This window comes from Lederbergia galactosidilytica (assembly GCF_017873565.1).
GTDB classification, from domain to species: Bacteria; Bacillota; Bacilli; order Bacillales; family Bacillaceae_C; genus Lederbergia; species Lederbergia galactosidilytica.
This window is the reverse complement of sequence record NZ_JAGGKH010000009.1, coordinates 119,138-137,009: the sequence shown is the minus strand read 5'-3', so window position 1 is coordinate 137,009 and position 17,872 is coordinate 119,138. Positions and strand designations below refer to the sequence as shown.

Here is a 17,872-nt window from a genome sequence, read left to right as displayed (position 1 = left end):
TGCTTAACTGTTCCAGCAGACAGGATGTTGTTTAACTTGATTTCGCCGTTCCTTTTTCCCCTTTAATTAAAACACTGCCAATAGCAGGATTAATACTATTTAATAAAAGTGCTAATTTCATATTTTCTTGCCCGACAATCGCAGTAAAAGGATAATAAACTCTATCACTCTTCAATTTTTTCATCTCCCTTCGATTGATGAAGTTCTGATCGTTCAGCTGAGATATTATGCTAGTGCTTGTGCAATACAAATCGGTTTTTGGCGAAGTGGATCGACCCATATATCCGCCTCCACTCCGAAAACCTCTCGAATCGTATGTTTATTCAATACTTTAATAGGTGATCCTTGTGCAAAAATCCCACCATTTTTCAATACTATCAGTTCATCAGAATATTTAGATGCGTGATTCATATCATGTAATACCATCACTATAGTGATGCCAAAGTCGTTATTAATAGACGTTACAAGTTCCATAATCTCCAATTGATGAGCGATATCTAAATAAGTAGTCGGTTCATCAAGGAGCAGAATGGAGGGTTTTTGAACAAGCGCCATCGCAATCCATGCTCTTTGCCGTTCTCCCCCTGACAAAGTATGAACAACTCGATTGGCAAAAGTCGTTAATCCTGTCTGCTCAATCCCCCAATTCACAATATCAAGATCTTCCTTTGAGAGTCTCTCCCAAAATTTTTTGTGAGGGAAACGACCATATTCCACTAGGTCTCTTACCGTAAAATGAGGTGGTGTGTATGGTGACTGAGAAAGAATCCCCATTTTTTGGGCGATCTCTTTGGCCTTCAATTCACGAATCATCCGTCCATTCAAATACACTGCACCTTGTTCTATTTTTAAATTCCTTGATAAAGCCTTTAAAATCGTGCTTTTTCCCGATCCATTTGGTCCTAGCAGGGAATAAATCTTTCCTTTTTGAATTGAAAGGTCAAGGGATTGAACAATGAATTTCTCTTCATAACGTAGATCAATCTTTTTCGCTTCTAATATACTCATTATGTCTCCCTCCTTAACAAATAAAGAAAGAACGGTGCTCCGAAAATCCCCATAATCACACCGACAGGAATTTCAACGGGTGCCATGATCAACCGTCCAACCGTATCACTAAAAGTTACAACCGCAATCCCTAGAAAACAAGAAGCAGGGATAAGTAGACGATAATCATTTCCGATTAGTAATCTAGCCGCATGTGGAACAATTAGTCCAACAAAGCCTAATAAGCCCACAACACTGACAGCACTTGCTGCAAGCAGAGATGCCACAGCTGTCATGATGATTCTTGTCCGCTCTACTGAAAGACCTAATCCCCGTGCTGTTTCATCCCCCAAAAGCAATATATTCATCCATCTTGTGCCGAAAATAGCAAAAAGTAGACCTAGTAGGCTGTAAATCCAGATCATTTCGACATGATTCCAGCTTCTTGCAGACAAGCCTCCCACCATAAACATAAGGGCGCCTTGAACACGATCACTATAAAAAATCATCAATATAGAAATCCATGATCCTAAAAATGCAGAAACAGCTACACCAGCCAATACTATCCTGACCGGCTGAATCCCTCTTTTCCAAGCTAAAACATAAATAAGTACCGCAGCACCCATGGCACCAAAAAAAGCCCCTATTGGAACGATGAATTCTAAATGTGGAAATAAAAGTAAAATGACGACTCCCACTAATCCTGCGCCAGAGTTAATACCAATAATTCCTGGATCAGCCAGAGGGTTGCGCATAATCCCTTGTAAAATAGCTCCAGCTAAAGCCAAATTCACCCCAACTAATGCGCCAATAATCACTCTTGGAAGACGTATATTCCATAATATTTGCTGTTTGGATTCCATATCAAAGGAAGTCAACGATGTCCAAATCGTAGACCATGAAATGTCGACAGCCCCTTTGGATAGGCTGAATAGAATACTTACACAGGCAAGAATAAAGAAGATGAATAGAATGAACAAACGCCATGTTCGGCGTTCCCTTATATTCTCCCACTTAAAAACTGGCTTTTTCACCGCTGTTTCACTCAACATCATTAAAAGCCTCAGGATATACAAGCTTTGCTAAATATTGGATTGATTCATCATAGTTTAATCCGCTGTTTGATAAGAATAAATTTCCTGGTAAGAAGTGCACTTGATCATTTTGAACAGCGGTTAAGGTAGACCACGCAGGACTATTTTTCATATCAATATCCATTCTTTCCTCTGCCTTGGACTTTTCACCATGATGGACAACGAAAATCATATCTGGATCCTCCTCAACCACCTTTTCCAAACTAAATGCTGTTTGCGTCGGATTTTCCTCAAGCGCAGGCACACCTTCTGCGATATTGGTTAATCCTAATATTTGGGATATTTCACCAGGGATAGTATTTTCTCGATTGACTGTGACATTATTAGGAGTGATATTAAAAATCGCTACTTTTTTCGGTTCTTCCTTACCACGATATTGATTGATTTTTTCTTGAATCGTTGTTACTTTTTGTTCTAGCTCCGCAATTTGTTCTTCAGCTTGCTCACGATCGCCTAAAACCTCTCCAACAAGCTTTGCATTTCGTTTAACATCTTCTAGTAATATCATATCTAGATTTATAAAAGGAATATGACTATCTTCCAAAATCGGAATTAATTTTTTATGTAAGGTAGTATTTCCAATGACTAGATCAGGGTCTAAGGCTAAAACTTCTTCCACATTTACATTCGTATGGTGACCAATATCTGCTATATCTTCGGCCCCTTCAGGAATACGATCTGGACTAAGCGTCGTTCTTCCAACAGCCTCGTCTCCTAAGTCATACAATAAATTTAAATGGGATGGTGACAAAACGACAATTCTTTCCGGTGTTTTCTCTAAGATCATCACATTTCCTAAATCATCTGTGACTGTTAGCTTGCCGTTAGCTTCCTTCTCCACTTTATTTTCTTCAGATTGATTCCTATTTTTTTCACCATTCTTTTGCCCATCCACTTCCTCCTTTGTCGCACAACCAGCTAAAAAAATGATAACGAATAAAGCAATGACCCAAATTTTGCTTTTCAAAATTCTTTCCCCCTTTGTTTGTCATACTTGGCAAGATTTTTGCTCCCCCTATCCAACTATATATCGTAATCATTACGATTTAACAGATAAAAATTTTCATTAAAGAATTTGCTACACAGCTTTTTTCAATAAAACGCAAATCGTAACGATTACGATTTATATATATTAATTAGATATCCGATTTATGTCAACCATTTCTTGGAATTTCTTTTTCTAAAATTACATAACGTCCACCATTCTCATAGTGGACGTTATGTAGTGTTTGAGTTTCTGCAGGTGAATCATTCAATTTTTTACTAAAGCTCAGGTATGTCAATCTCCACTTCCTTGCCTAATTCGGAAGACCTAAGAATCCCATCAATAATCGCTTGATTAATAAGAATTTCTTCACCAGGAATGGGTGCAGGTTTATCTTCCTTAATCGCAACAACAAAGTCACGAACTTTTTCGAAGAAAATGTCGTAATGATGTTGCTGGACTGGAATGATGCTTTCTGTATGATGACCTTGGACATCATGAAACATTGTAATGGAGCCAATGCCACCATCCCAGACACCACTCCACGGTCCACTGCCCGCTGGAGTTAGTTTTAAACCGGCATCTGTTCCAAGAAAAAGTGTTGGACCTAGTGAATCTGCATGCATCGCCCAGGAAACTTTAAAGTTAAGCACTTTTCCACCTTCTAATCTTACAAGGGCTACTCCAAAATCCTCAACTTCAAATCGCTCTGCTTCTGGATGATAGAGAGGATCTGTTCCAAAATGATTAGAGGTGAAAGCAGACACACTAAGTGGTTTTGGGTAATCTAAAGCATTCAAGGCCAAATCTAGAGAGTAACAGCCAATATCCGCCATGGCCCCAGCACCGGCTAATGACTTGCTGATAAAAGTGCCACCAGGCATTCCTCTTCTACGACCACCACCGGTTTGTATATAATAGACATTCCCTAACTCAGATTGAACGATTTTTTTGACGGCTTGCATATTTGGATCATAACGCGGTTGAAACCCAACTGTTAATATTTTTTCCGCTTTCTTACCAGCTTGTACCATCTCAATCCCTTGTTCAAGGGTAATTGCAAGTGGTTTTTCTACTAATACATGTTTTCCAGCTTGTAGAGCATCGACACTTGTTTGATGATGGGCAATATTCGGGGTACAAATACTTACACCATCTATGTCCATTTCTAATAACTCCAAATGGCTTTCAAAAGCCTGAGCATTCGCTAATTCCTGTCTATGTACAAATTCCTCCGCTTTCCCTGGGATTACATCTGCAACTCCTACAATTTCCACATCAGGCATTTGTTTGTAAGCACGAACATGAGCTCCAGCAATGCCACCACTACCAATAATCCCAATTTTCACTTTGCTCTTCAAATGATTCCACCCTTTACATTAGATTTTTAAAAGACTTGTCCCATATGATGTGCACGGATTCATTCCTGAGGATCCGTGTACACAGACAATGTATGTGTATTCCCACATCTTACTATATATTCTATCTTTTTCAGAAATATCCTTGTCTCTTTGGTGAATGATCCCTCTTCCCCCCCTATAGAGTTGTTTGAAGAAGGGGCTTCCTGTTTCATGAACCGTCGCATAATGGGGTTGTGCCAATATGTCTACACGGTCTCCACAGGCGTAGATTATACTGTTCGGACACAACCTTGCCCTACAGTTATGACTATTTCGTTATGGTAATATTCATCTAATGCTTTTTGTAAGATGTTTCGACTAGTGTTATGGTCACGATCAAGTATCGTTCCGCATTTTTTGTTTTTCTGTTGGGAAAACCTCATATTTTTGATTGACCAACACATCCATCACTTCCTCTGCTATATCTAACTCCATTATAGAACATTCGTTCCAAAGATGAAAGTGCTTTCCCTGGCTTGCGCCAACCGACATTCATCTCCCTCTTATCGTTGGGCTTCGCCCCCTTGAAAAGACTTGAGACAAATAAGCCATGTTTTTCATGTATAAAAAGATTTCCCTGAAGTTAACTTTCCAATTTCTCGATTTGTGATTGCAATCTTTTTAAATTCTCCTTAATAGAATAGATGTTCATATAAATGCATACATTTGTTAACATACATCCTTCTTTGCACGATCAAAGAAAATCTAATCCTAACTCCTAACAAGATATGGAGGATTTCAAATTTATCGTATTGGAGGGTATTCAAAAGTGAAAGCGATTTCTAGAATGATTATTTCGTTATTATTGATTTTATTTTTTGGCCTATTGTGTGTAGCCTGTTCTGGCAAGAACGAAAAAGTAGATCCAACCGATTCTCCTGATTCCGCAAAGGAGGATGAAAAAGAACCTGTTACGATCTCTGTACTTGTCCATTGGGATGAAGAAATGTTTAATGAACGCTTTAAAGAGCCGATTGAAAAGCAGTTTCCCCATATTACGTTAGAACAGGTGAGAGCGGGGTCTGGACAAGAAGATTTAGAAGAAGTGTTTGCAAGTGGAACGTCTCCCGATATTTTCTTTGAGCTTTCGCAACAAACGATGGAATATCTCGAGCTTGATTATGATTTAAGTGAGTTGATTGAAAAACATTCATATGATTTGAGTCATATTAATCCCGTTTTTCTTGAGTCAATTCGATCAAAAGATAAAGAAGGTAGATTACTAGCCTTACCTTATGAAGTCATTTACTATGTTTTGTTCTACAATAAAGATATTTTTGATCTGTTTGGTCAGCCATATCCAGATGAAAATTTGACATGGAATAAAGCATTAGACCTTGCACGCAATTTAACTAGCGAACGAAATGGTGTCCATTATCGAGGGCTTGATTTAGGTAATGCCGAGGCACCTCTTCAACAACTAGCTGTGAATAAAACAGATCCAGAAACTGGTGAAGTATTATTAGATCAACCAGAATTCGGCCAATATTTTGATCTCATTGATCAAATATTAGATATTCAAGGAAAGAGCGATGGAGAAGCTTTCAACCAAGGTAGATTCGATGGAGATCAAACTACAGCCATGGTTGTGGCATTCGTGCAAGGATTAAACTGGTGGAAAGAAACGGAAGGTTTAAATATGGATGTCGCTCCCTTACCAGTTTGGGATAATGGACCAGCGGTAAGTCACCGTCCAGATGGTGGTCTTATCGGTTTAAGCATCAATCCAGAGAGTGAACATAAGGATGCCGCTTTTGATGTGATCACCTTTTTTACTGAGAATGAGTACCAGGAATGGGCTTCTCGCAATGGAATCGGACCTTCAAGCACAAATGAAGATGTCCTAGATTCATTCTTTCAAGATTATGAATCAACACACGATAAAAATGTATCTTCCATTTTTGCCCATCCACCAGCAACACCACCAGAACAAATTAGTCAATGGGATCAGTATGTAAATTTAGATCTTCTAAGATATTCTGAATCCGATATGGATAGCAATGAATACCTTCGAGTGATTGCCGAAGAAGCCGCTGCAGAAATTCAAAACGCAAAAAGCTCACAGTAAAGAAACGGTATATTTCTTTTTCTCTTCCGCTAAATTAGCAGGTCGGCCACACTATCATTCTATCTTCCTCGAATTCTTGAAGTGGAGATTTACTACGAGTTAATTTAGGGATAAAGGTCAAATCCTAAGGGATCTCTCCTTTAGGATTTGCTTTTTTATTGCCAACGTTTCTATCTCAGAAGGTGCATTCACTCTTTAAGAAACAATATATTAAGGAAAAGAGAGATTCATACCCGAAAAATTTAGTAAAACATAATCATTGGGGATTAACCGTATAAGACTGACGCCAGGTAAACGAAAACGTATTGTTTTTTAGCTTGCTTTCTTCTAGTATAAGCTACACCTACACTCTGACAATAAAATATCGTTTTTTTCAGTGGTTTAAGTTCTATTCTTTTATCGCAACTGCCTCTCCCGAGAAAAATTCGTTCAATGCTTGTTTATTTTCTTCAAGGTTGATGCTTAGTACTGCTCCGACATCGACATTCTGATCGGTATATGAATCTGGAATAGGTATGCGCATTTTCTCCATTTCTCTTGTCTTGTTCATTATGATGTCTTTTCCCATTGTAAATAAAATTCGAGAATCTATATTCGTGTCCACATAAGATGCCGCAGTACCGACAATTTTGGGAAGTTGGACGATATTATGAACGCTAACAGCCTCCTCCAAGACCTTGGCTATTGCTTCTTGTTGCCTCTCAACTCGTCCAAAATCATTATATTGGTCTTTTCTAAATCGTACATAACCTAATAATTCATTGCCATCTAATAATTGTTTTCCAGGATGTAATGTCATACCGATTCCGGTGGACATTTCTTTTTCGATATCCACTTCTATACCTTCTGGAGCAACCAAGTCGACTAGTTTTGGGAAACCGGTAAAATTAACAATGGCATAATAATTTATGTCTAAATCAAAATTATGTTTGATTGTTTTTCTAACTAACTCAGGCCCTCCAAATGAATATGCCGCATTTAACTTTTGCATCCCATATCCTGGAATATCCACATATGTATCACGCATAAGTGACGCAAGCTTTATTTCATGAGTGTGTTGATTATAATATCCAACCATTAAAGCATCCGATCGTCCTTGTTCTTCCTTCCTAGCATCACTGCCGATCAATAAGATCTTTATTTCACCAAACTGCACTTCCTCTCCTTGAAAAGGTTCCTGGGTTGATTCTCCTATATCACTTATTTCTTGCCCATCCGCGTTATTTGCCAATCCCTTTTGATATTCGCTAATACTATAAATAATAAGTAAAGTGACTATAAAACTAGTAAATAAGCAAAATCCGATTATTCCTTTTTTTAGCCGCGATTTCTTGTTTTTCGTTCTCAAGTCCTCTCCCCCCTTTTAACTTTCCCCTATTTTTTTCGCAATCAATTGCACTGCTATGGCATCATCAATATAACCAACAGGAAACAAATAATCTGGTATCACATCAACTGGGATAATGAAATATAAGAGGACACTACCAATTAAAATTAATTCTGCTGAAGAGCCCTTTTTCAGTTGGAATTTTTCAAAGAATCCTTTTAAATGCTGAATAAACGGTCCAACACTGTCCACTTTCCTAACTTTCTGATCAAACCCGGATAAAATTTCTTCTCTTCCATCAGTTGTTTGGACAAATGTTGCATATTCCTCTAACTTTCGATCGATATCTTCCTCAGAAAGTTGAGCGATGGATGACTCAAGTGAATGCTGGATACTTTCTATATGCTCACTAAGCTTTGATCCAGCTTTTTCTTCTTCCCTAATTGGGTAACCTGCAGCGTCCAATAGCTCATTCATCGAAATATCCAAGTGAATGGAAAAGCTGTGTAAATGCTCAAGTGTCGCTTTCCTCTTGCCATTTATAATTCGCGATATAGTGGCAGTATCAATCGCGGTTAGTTCACTTAATCTTCTCATTGAAAGGGACCTTCTATCTAATAAACTCTTTAAAAGCAGACCTAGTTTAGTCCTTTCCTCTTGACTTTCCTTCATTTCATATTCCCCCTCTGAAATGCTATATATTCCCCTCGCTATAAACGATATAAAAATATTGACATTTTGTCAACGAAAAAACCGAGCTATTTTAAAGCACAGGCTCGAGCTTCTAAATGTTTTGGTTTACCAATCATATTTCCCTTATACAAAGAGTAGCATCGCCACAAAAAATAATAGGATGCCACTTATGAAAGTTCCGAATTCACCTAAAGTATATCTACCTAGATGCACATTCCTTAGTTTCATTCCCCAGGTTACTTCAACCCTAATCGCCATAAAACTTCCCACAGCTGATAATATTGAAATAATAATCGGGGATATCCCTAAAAGCCCTGCTCCTACTCCATTTGTAAGAGCATTTACTGAAAGGGCAATTCCTAGAATAATCGATATCCAGAGGAGACTGTTGACAAAACGTCAAATACATCACGGAATTGCTTGTATTGAAAAGTATTAAAACCTCTTGTTGTATTAAGTTATTATTTTGAGATATTAGCAAAAAAAGGATTAGTGAGATATGATAGGCATACCCTATAAGGCTTTCCCAAAACCAAGTACAAATGAGCTGACAAGTTAAAAGAAGCGCTAGGATAAGCCTGTATAAGAGGTCATAAAATAGAGTTGTTAGATGAGAAATTAGCCTCTATGGAAATCATCCAGGATTGCTACACTACAAAAAGTTAAAAGAGTCTTCTTTTTTACAAACCTAGATTGGTTGTAAAAAAGAAGACTCTTTACGGTTCACCCAAATCGTGATTTATTATGAAAAAGTTCATTCAACTTTTTCATAAGAACTATCTAATTTTTTCAGTATCTTTTTCAAAAGTATATTATTTTCCTTCTGTTTTTTTAAAACGGTAACGGCAAACCAAACGACAAGGCCTATTACCACAATAAAAGCAACAACCATAATAAGGAGCGGTAAAATCGCGATTAGTACATCCATATGATCCACTATTGGAAATGGTATTGATAAATTATTAAAGTTTATCAATACCAATTCCAATCAGCTTAAGAACACATCCTTCCATTCAAACTTATGAACAACGTAAGAAAGATCAAAATACTTGATATTTATGAAAATACGAAGTATTGTAATAGATAATAATTCGTTCTATATCTATGACGGTATTACTATGCTTCAGCCAAACTAATAGCATTACATAATAACAATATATCATCCAGGATAACAGCACGCAAATAAGCTGGGGCCTGGCGATATTCATCAAGTAACCAACCCAGTTCATTTACAAATACGTTTTTATCGGGACTATTCAAGATGTTCTTTCCTCCCCATTTTTATAAAATTCCCCATATTCTAAAAACATTTGGCGGTTGCTTTGTTTTTTTATTCTCTCTATTCAAAACAAAAAGCTTGATTTAGCCAATTATCAAGCCTACATACCATTTATGTTTCCTACTTATTATATTCCCTTTATTGAGTCCTTATAAACCCGCATTTTCAATTCGCGAATTTAAAGTTCACCTGACCACTCTTGAAAAAATTGTTTTAAAAAATTTTCCATATAGCTATGTCTGGATTCCGCTAATTTCCTCGCATATTCCGTATTCATCAAACTTTTTAATTTTAATAATTTATCATAAAAGTGGTGAATTGCACTAGCATTTTTCAGTGAGATGTTTTGAATTTGTTCAGAAGGATCATAAATTAATTGATTCATAGCTCCTGAAAAAACAAATGTACGAGCGATTCCAATAGCTCCAATCGCATCAAGCCGATCGGCATCTTGAACCACTTCTCCTTCTTTTGTCTTCATGGCTGGACGTCCTCCCCCTCTGTAGGACATTGTACTGATAATCTCTATTATAGCTGTTATGAACCGCTCTTCTACTGTTAAATCCTTTAACCATTTTTTTATTTTTTCAATTTGTGCTGCTTCATTCTCATATAATTTCGGATCAGCCAAATCATGTAATAACGCTGCCATCTCACAAATAAATATATCTGCTTTTTCAACCCGTGCAATGGATTTTGCTGTTTGTGTAACCCGATAAATATGCCACCAATCATGCCCACTTGTCTCTGTCTTCAATTCTTGAAAGACCCATTCTTCTGTTTTGTTAATGATCATGGCTTTATCCATGTTTTTCCCCTCCATATCTTTTGGTTACATATGTAAAATGATCACACAGATATTATCCATGTGATCATTTTTATAACTAGAACCCCATTCAGTGTAGGAATCGAAACATCTGCAGCTGCCTAACAACTATAGATTCTTCATACTAATGGTTCAGCTTTCGTAAAAAGCTTTACATTTGACAAATGCTTTTCTTACTTGTATTGAATCAAAAAATATTTTTTCTTTCCACGACGGATGACAGTGAATTTTCCGTCCAACTTATCTTCCTCTTCTAGCTGATAGTTTAGATCTGTTGTCTTTTCTCCATTAATAGAAACAGCTCCATTTTGAATATCTTCCCTAGCTTGTCGCTTAGATGGAGAGATTTTTGCTTGCACAAGAATTTCAACTAATCCAGCATCCATTCCTTCTTCATGTTCAAATGTAGGAACATCCTTTAAGCCTTGTTCAATTTCTTTCGCACTTAAAGTTGCGATATTTCCGCTAAATAAAGCTTCTGTTATACGTATAGCTTGTGCTAAGGCCTCATCTCCATGAATTAGCCTTGTCATTTCTTCCGCCAATGTCCGTTGTGCTTTTCGTAGATGTGCTTCTGTTTGTACCGATTTTTCCAATTCTTCAATTTCTGCTCTATCCAAAAATGTAAATAGTTTTAAATACTTAATCACATCTGCGTCAGATGTATTAATCCAGAATTGATAAAATTCATATGGTGTCGTTTTGACAGGGTCAAGCCAAATCGCACCACTCTCGGTTTTTCCGAATTTCGTTCCATCGGCTTTTGTCACCAGTGGAATCGTCATTCCGTAGGCTTTTGCTCCTTCTCCCGCCATTTTTCGAATCATTTCTAAACCAGTTGTAATATTTCCCCATTGATCACTTCCACCGATTTGCATTTTACAATTCCAGTTTTCGTATAATTGATAAAAGTCGATCGCTTGTAGAATGGTGTACGTAAATTCTGTAAATGAAATACCTGAATCCAGCCGTGAGGATACAATATCCTTGGCCAACATATAATTAACACCAATATTCTTACCATAATCCCTTAGGAAAGTAATTAGATCCATCGATCCTACCCAATCAAAGTTATTAGTAAGAATGGCTCCATTTTCACCTTGGAAATCAAAAATTTGTTCCAGCTGCTTTTTAAGCCCTTGCACATTGCTATCAACTTGTTCTAATGTTTGTAGCTTCCGTTCTTCCTTTTTACCACTTGGGTCACCAATTAATCCAGTTGCACCACCAACCAAAACAATAGGGCGATGTCCATGATTTTGAAATCGTCTTAATGTTAAGAATGGCAATAAATGACCGATATGCATACTATCTGCAGTTGGATCGACCCCACAGTATAAAGAGATTTTTTCTTTATTTAATGTATCTGCTAATCCATCTGCATCAGTTTCTTGATAAATTAACCCTCTCCACTTTAAATCGTCTAATAATGTACTCATATATGATCCTCTCTTCCTGAAAAAATAAAAAAACGCCCCTTCGTAAAAACGAAGGGACGATTTAACCGTGTTACCACCCAACTTGAGAATGGATTACTCCACTCCCCACTCTTGATCTATAACGGCATTATACCGTTTGTCGCTATTATTGATTTCTCACGACAAATGCTCAAGGAGGTAATTCGTCAGACTGTGTGTATCGATTTGCACCAACCATCGATTCTCTAATTTACAGGGACAGCCCGCTACTTATTCCTGTCAAAGCAAGTATATTTTTAATGAACTTTAAAGTATTTTAACCATATTTCCCCTTGGTTGTCAAATTTCTATAAAATTTTCATTTACTCTATCATTCCTATTCATTAATTATGCTATAATAGGAATGATTTTTGGGAGGGATGAAAACGAATGAAAGACCAGATGCATAAAATTTGGGAGAGTATAAAAACATTTGCTTCCAAAATTCATTATAAATCTATCTTAAGGGGAGCAAGGCTAACCTATGGTGTAACTTGGAATCTTCTGCTTTTATTTATCATTGTCTTTATTATTGGGGGAGCCTTTGCTGGCGGGATTGGCTTAGGATATTTTGCCTCACTTGTCAAAGACCAAAAAGTATTAGCAAAAGAAGAAATGGTCAAAAGTGTCTATCAATATGAAGAAACTTCCACGGTTTACTTTGCCAATAATAAAACCTTAGGGAAATTACGGTCTGATATTGACCGCGAAGAAATTAAGATAGATCAAATTTCCGATCATTTAAAGAAAGCCGTAATTGCCACGGAAGATGAATATTTTTACGAGCATAAAGGAGTGGTACCTAAAGCTTTATTTCGCGCTGTATTCCAGGAGTTTACCAATTCCTCTGTTCAATCGGGAGGAAGTACACTTACACAGCAATTGATAAAAAACCAAATCCTTACAAATGAAGTTTCCTTCGATCGAAAAGCAAAAGAGGTTTTACTCGCCCTGCGGATCGAACGTTTTATGGAAAAAGATGAAATACTCGAAGCTTATTTGAATGTCACGACGTTCGGGCGAAATTCTTCTGGACAAAATATTGGTGGTGTCCAAGCAGCTGCTAAAGGGATCTTTGGAAAAGACGCAAAAGATCTTTCACTGCCACAGGCGGCCTTTATTGCAGGTTTGCCACAAAGTCCATTCCGATATACCCCATTTACAAATCAAGGGGAAATAAAAGATGCTGAGCTACTAGAGCCTGGTTTAAATCGGATGAAAACTGTGTTAAAAAGAATGAAAAAAGAGGAATACATTACAGAAAAAGAATACAAAGAGGCCATTGCATATGATATCACTAAAGATTTCATTTCTAAACAGCCACGTTCTTATGATAAGTATCCTGCCTTAATCGAGGAAATTGAAGGAAGATCGATTGAAATATTAGCAGAAATACTTGCTAAACAAGATGGATATGAAAAGAAGGACTTAAAGGAAGATGAAGCATTAAGCAGTAAATACTTGACATTAGCAGACCGAGATATTCGCCAAAATGGGTATCAAATTCATTCTACAATTGATAAAAAGCTGTATGAGGCACTTGATAAAACAAAGAATGATTTTCAAAACTTCGGTCCCACTTATAAAAGGGAGCGAAAGAATCCGGAAACAGGCAAATTGGAAGAAGTTGACGATCCGATGCAAATTGGTGCTATTCTAATTGACAATAAATCAGGAAAAATCTTAAGTTTTGTTGGTGGACGAGATTTTAAACTGGATCAATGGAATTACGCTACAAGTGTGCCAAGAGCAAATGGATCAAGTATGAAACCATTACTTGTGTATGGACCAGCGATCGAAATGGGCGAAAGTGCACCAGGCGCGGTAATTGCAGATTTACCATATAATTTTCCTAATGGCTCCGGTGGGACCTACACACCGAGAAACTACTCTTCCTGGAGATATTATGGCCTTGTATCGGCACGGGAAGCTTTAGCTAATTCTTATAATGCTTCAGCTGTTAGTACATTTTGGAAAATTCGCGATAAAGATCCTGGGCAATATTTACGTAAGATGGGGATCACTTCTGTAAGTAAAGAGGAAGGGAGCTATCTCTCCTCTGCACTCGGCGGTCTCACTCACGGGGTAACGGTTGAAGAGAATACCAATGCCTATACAACTTTTGCCAATGGTGGTAAATTCGTCGATGCCTATATGATTGAAAAAATTACCGATCATGATGGCAATATTGTCTATGAACATAAGAAGAAACCTGTTGAAGTATTTAGTCCACAAACAGCCTATTTAATGATTGATATGATGCGTGGTGTCTTTAACCGACCAGGAGCTACAGCCTCCTCTATTCCAGGAATGTTAAAGTTTTCTACAGATTGGGCAGGTAAAACAGGGACAACCAATGAGTATCGTGATTCATGGTTAATCGGCTCGAACCCAAATATTACCTTCGGAACTTGGATTGGTTATGCCTCTAATCGGACATCTAATACAGATAATGGTCAACGGAATTATCGAATTTGGGCTAACTTGATAAATTCGGCGTATGATGTTGATCCAGATTTGATTGCTCCTAAGGAACGCTTTAAAGCTCCAGGAGGAATTGTCAGCCGATCTTATTGTGCTGTTTCAGGTATGGCTCCTTCCGAAGCCTGTCAAAAAGCGGGACTTGTTCGTACAGATATATACAACGCAAAATATGTACCGAACAAAACCGATGATAGTTTAGGTGCTGGTGGTCGTTATATTTTAGCAAACGGAAAAAAATATGCCGCCTTATCTTCTACACCAAAAGAATTTACTAGGGAAGGATTAATCATTAATCCAGGTTTTCTGAATCGAATAACATACGGCTATGTGAATGACTTTTCCCAACTCGTTCCAGCTAATTCCCAATGGGAAAGGCTCGTTGTCGCAGATGCTAAATTAGAGGATGATGGAAAAGCTCCAGCAGCGGTTTCTGCCAAAATGAATGGACAAACCATTACATGGAATAAATCTGGAAGTCATGATGTAGTTGGTTATCGTGTCTATAATGAAGCGGGTAAAAAAGTTGCTTCTGTCCTCTCTGATGGGACACTCTCTCATAATGTTGGAAATGGTAAATACTATGTCGTAGCAGTGGATATAGCAGGAAGAGAATCTAAACCATCTAATCATGTTGGTAAAGCTGCCCAAGAGAAAAAGGCAAAAGAGGAAGAAGTAGCAAAAAAGAGCGCGGATGATGCAAACAAGAAAAAAGAGGATCAACAAAAGATAGAAGAGCAAAAGAATGCTGAAGAAGCAAAAAAGATAGAACAAGAGAAACAACAAGCGGAAGCACAGAAAGAAAAAGAAAAGGAAAAGAAAGAAGAAGAGAAAGTAGAGAAAGAAGAAAAGAAAGAACAACCTGAGCCAGAACAAGAGAAAAAAGAAGAATAGAGCACGATTGTCCATTAAATAAAACGGAGAAACTTTTGTTTCTCCGTTTTTCTATTGTATTCTATTCCTCCTTAACGTGATCATGGAATACAACAAAAAGTGGTTACTCCATCACAGAGCAACCACCGCATTTTATAACTAATATTATCGTTATTAACGAGACAATAGCTATTCAATCTTTCTGAATGTTGGCTAGAACAACGTTGCGCTAGGACGGCGCGATTTTAGCCATTCATCCTTGTTAGCCAAATTTGTACATCGCTTGACAGGCGCCTCCGCTTTTCTTTGGCTAGCTACAGGCGGTAGGGGCTCGAGGTCAAATAACCCTGAACCAATGAAGGGATAGTTCACCCTTCTTTGGTTCAGGAACATTTGCTTGTCGCCCCTAAGCAACCGCCCTCCGCTTTTTTAGGCTAGCTACAGGCGGTAGGGGCTCGAGGTCAAATAACCTTGAACCAATGAAGGGATAGTTCACCCTTCTTTAGTTCAAGAACATTTGCTTGTCGCCCCTAAGCAACCGCCCTCCGCTTTTCTAGTCTTCCATTGTGGAGAGGTCACCTGTTGCTAAATCAAGTTCCCAAGCTTTTAATACACGACGCATGATTTTCCCGCTTCGTGTCTTAGGTAGCTTATCGCGGAATTCAATTTCACGCGGTGCTGCATGAGCAGCAAGACCTTTTTTCACAAATTGCCTAATATCTTCTTTTAATTCATCTGTTGGCTCATTGCCTTCAAGTAGTGCCACAAATGCTTTAATGATCTCACCACGTACTGGATCAGGTTTTCCGATTACACCAGCTTCTGCCACAGCAGGATGCTCAAGTATTTTACTTTCCACTTCAAACGGACCAACCCGCTCACCTGAGGTCATGATCACATCATCTACCCTGCCTTGGAAAAAGAAGTATCCATCCTCATCAACATAGGCTGAATCACCTGAAACATACCAGTCTCCTGGGAGGAAATAGGAGTCGTATTTCGCCTGGTTATTCCAGATTTCCCGCATCATTGAAGGCCATCCCTTCTTAATTGCTAAGTTCCCCATTCGATTAGGCGGTAAGACTTTTCCTTGATCGTCTACAATTGCCGCTTCAACTCCAGGAATTGGTTTGCCCATTGAGCCCGGTTTAATTTCTAAACAAGGAAAATTCACAATCAATTGTGCACCGGTTTCTGTCATCCACCAAGTATCATGAATCCGCTTGTTGAAAACTTTTAATCCCCAACGTATAACCTCTGGATTAAGCGGTTCTCCCACACTCAATACATGGCGAAGTTCCGATAGGTTAAATTGCTTAACTAGCTCATCACCAGCACTCATCAACATTCTGAAAGCGGTTGGAGCGCTATACCAAACGGTTACTCCAAAATCTTCTAATACTTGATACCAAGTATCTGGCTTAAATCTTCCGCCTACAATCACATTGGATGCACCTGCTAACCATGGACCAAAAATTCCGTACGAAGTCCCTGTCACCCATCCTGGATCAGCAGTACACCAATATACATCCTCTTCCTGTAAATCTAATACCCAGCGTGCTGTCTGGTATTGCTGAACCATTGCATTATGAACGTGAAGAACACCTTTAGGACGACCGGTTGAACCAGAAGTATAATGTAGAATTAAACCATCCTCTCGTTCAACCCATTCAATGTCTAACTTGCGATCGGCTTCAGCCAGCCGTTTATTAAAATCAACGATTATGTCATTTTCTTCAATATCATTCCCAACTAAGAGAATGCTTTTTAAATCTGGCAATTCCTCAACAGGCACCCTCCCAAGCAATTCTGGAGTAGTAACAAGAACTTTTGCTTTACTATCCTCTAATCTATCTTTTACAGCCCCTTCCATAAAAGCTTCAAATAACGGACCAACAATCGCACCAAGCTTGATTGTTCCTAATATGGCAAAATACAGTTCTGGAGAACGTGGCATAAAGATAAACACTCGGTCTCCTTTTTCCACATTACCATGGGTCTTCAAGACATTGGCGGCTTTATTTGTCAATATTTTCATATCACGATACGTATATTTTTCTTCCCTATTATCATCACGAAAATAAAGAGCAACCTTATTTTTCCTAAACGTTTCCGCATGGCGATCAATAGCTTCATAAGCCATATTTACTCGACCTGTTTCATACCATGAGAATTGTTTCTCTGTATCAGACCAATCAAAATTTGCACATGTGTCTTCGTAGTTTTCTAGATTGTACTTTCCTTGAACAACTGGTAACGCTTCCAAGTTCATTTCTTGACAACTCCCTTTTGTTCGATTTACAGTAACCATTTTTATAGATTCGTACCGCTATAAATCTAACATTTAAATATAGCATTATCTGTATACGCTTACTATAAATGGTGTATACTATTATAATATA

Annotated in this window: 14 protein-coding genes and 1 other annotated feature; of the genes, 2 read left to right on the top strand and 12 right to left on the bottom strand. The window is 38.0% G+C overall.

The features are described 5' to 3' along the window. Positions 1–31: 31 nt before the first annotated feature. The 5 genes from J2Z23_RS11375 to J2Z23_RS11355 all read right to left on the bottom strand — a co-directional run bounded on the left by J2Z23_RS11375 (position 32) and on the right by J2Z23_RS11355 (position 4,427). A complete protein-coding gene (locus J2Z23_RS11375; protein WP_209973982.1) occupies positions 32–175 on the bottom strand; it encodes a hypothetical protein in 144 nt (47 codons plus the stop codon). A 50-nt stretch (positions 176–225) separates the two neighbouring features. Next, a complete protein-coding gene (locus J2Z23_RS11370) occupies positions 226–1,008 on the bottom strand; it encodes an ABC transporter ATP-binding protein (RefSeq protein ID WP_057985266.1) in 783 nt (260 codons plus the stop codon). Next, a complete protein-coding gene (locus J2Z23_RS11365) occupies positions 1,008–2,039 on the bottom strand; it encodes a FecCD family ABC transporter permease (RefSeq protein ID WP_082881411.1) in 1,032 nt (343 codons plus the stop codon). Before J2Z23_RS11365 ends, J2Z23_RS11370 begins: the two co-directional genes overlap by 1 nt. Further along, positions 2,029–3,048 (bottom strand): ABC transporter substrate-binding protein, encoded by a 1,020-nt coding sequence (locus J2Z23_RS11360; RefSeq protein WP_209973953.1) that lies wholly within the window; start codon positions 3,046–3,048, stop codon positions 2,029–2,031. Before J2Z23_RS11360 ends, J2Z23_RS11365 begins: the two co-directional genes overlap by 11 nt. 296 nt (positions 3,049–3,344) lie before the next feature. Next, complete coding sequence (locus tag J2Z23_RS11355) at positions 3,345–4,427, bottom strand: Gfo/Idh/MocA family protein (protein ID WP_057985269.1); 1,083 nt, start codon at positions 4,425–4,427, stop codon at positions 3,345–3,347. A gap of 808 nt (positions 4,428–5,235) precedes the next feature. On the opposite strand from J2Z23_RS11355, the gene J2Z23_RS11350 reads away from it, so the two are divergent. Then, the gene (locus J2Z23_RS11350) at positions 5,236–6,534 is read left to right on the top strand and encodes an ABC transporter substrate-binding protein (RefSeq protein ID WP_064468558.1); all 1,299 of its coding nucleotides are present in this window, start codon (positions 5,236–5,238) and stop codon (positions 6,532–6,534) included. Positions 6,535–6,922: 388 nt separating this feature from the next. Here the strand turns inward: J2Z23_RS11350 and J2Z23_RS11345 are convergent, their stop codons facing one another. The 6 genes from J2Z23_RS11345 to tyrS form a co-directional block, all read right to left on the bottom strand. Beyond that, complete coding sequence (locus J2Z23_RS11345; RefSeq protein ID WP_057985274.1) at positions 6,923–7,882, bottom strand: LCP family protein; 960 nt, start codon at positions 7,880–7,882, stop codon at positions 6,923–6,925. A 15-nt stretch (positions 7,883–7,897) separates the two neighbouring features. Then, positions 7,898–8,533, bottom strand: a complete 636-nt coding sequence (locus J2Z23_RS11340; protein WP_057985276.1) for a DUF1232 domain-containing protein — start codon at positions 8,531–8,533, stop codon at positions 7,898–7,900. A gap of 775 nt (positions 8,534–9,308) precedes the next feature. Further along, positions 9,309–9,530: a hypothetical protein gene (locus tag J2Z23_RS11335; protein ID WP_209973952.1), complete on the bottom strand. Its 222-nt coding sequence runs from the start codon at positions 9,528–9,530 to the stop codon at positions 9,309–9,311. Between the two features lie 140 nt (positions 9,531–9,670). Then, on the bottom strand, positions 9,671–9,814 hold the full coding sequence (locus J2Z23_RS11330) for a hypothetical protein (protein ID WP_165589611.1): 144 nt from the start codon (positions 9,812–9,814) through the stop codon (positions 9,671–9,673). A gap of 197 nt (positions 9,815–10,011) precedes the next feature. Continuing rightward, on the bottom strand, positions 10,012–10,641 hold the full coding sequence (locus J2Z23_RS11325) for an HD domain-containing protein (RefSeq protein ID WP_174517081.1): 630 nt from the start codon (positions 10,639–10,641) through the stop codon (positions 10,012–10,014). A gap of 191 nt (positions 10,642–10,832) precedes the next feature. Next, positions 10,833–12,098 (bottom strand): tyrosine--tRNA ligase, encoded by a 1,266-nt coding sequence (tyrS, locus tag J2Z23_RS11320; protein ID WP_209973950.1) that lies wholly within the window; start codon positions 12,096–12,098, stop codon positions 10,833–10,835. A 49-nt stretch (positions 12,099–12,147) separates the two neighbouring features. Continuing rightward, positions 12,148–12,369: a binding site (T-box leader), on the bottom strand. A 137-nt stretch (positions 12,370–12,506) separates the two neighbouring features. Here tyrS and J2Z23_RS11315 point away from each other — a divergent pair. Next, positions 12,507–15,491, top strand: coding sequence for a transglycosylase domain-containing protein (locus tag J2Z23_RS11315; protein ID WP_064468554.1), 2,985 nt, complete (start codon positions 12,507–12,509; stop codon positions 15,489–15,491). 532 nt (positions 15,492–16,023) lie between these two features. Here J2Z23_RS11315 and acsA read toward each other — a convergent pair. After that, positions 16,024–17,742 carry an acetate--CoA ligase gene (acsA, locus tag J2Z23_RS11310; protein WP_209973948.1) on the bottom strand — a complete coding sequence of 573 codons (1,719 nt, stop codon included), beginning with the start codon at positions 17,740–17,742 and terminating at the stop codon, positions 16,024–16,026. Between the last annotated feature and the right edge of the window lie 130 nt (positions 17,743–17,872).